This is a genomic window from Bacteroides caecigallinarum, assembly GCF_016902295.1.
In the GTDB taxonomy this organism is placed as follows: Bacteria; Bacteroidota; Bacteroidia; order Bacteroidales; family Bacteroidaceae; genus Phocaeicola; species Phocaeicola caecigallinarum_A.
In genome coordinates, this window is sequence record NZ_JACJLQ010000216.1 from 1 (window position 1) to 238 (window position 238).

Annotated in this window: 1 rRNA gene; it reads right to left on the bottom strand. The window is 50.0% G+C overall.

From position 1 onward, the window contains the following. Positions 1–238 (bottom strand): 23S ribosomal RNA (locus H6A27_RS14875); the annotation flags it as partial.

Below are 238 nucleotides of genomic sequence, written 5' to 3' on the forward strand. Positions count from 1 at the left end.
GCTTTTGGAGGCGACCACCCCAGTCAAACTACCCACCAAGCAATGTCCTCAATCCTTGAGTTAGAACTCAAACAAACGAAGGGTCGTATTTCAACAGCGGCTCCACAAACACTGGCGTGCCTGATTCATTGCCTCCGACCTATCCTACACATCGCGTGCCCAAATTCAATGCTAAGCTATAGTAAAGGTTCACGGGGTCTTTTCGTCCCATCGCGGGTAATCGGCATCTTCACCGATA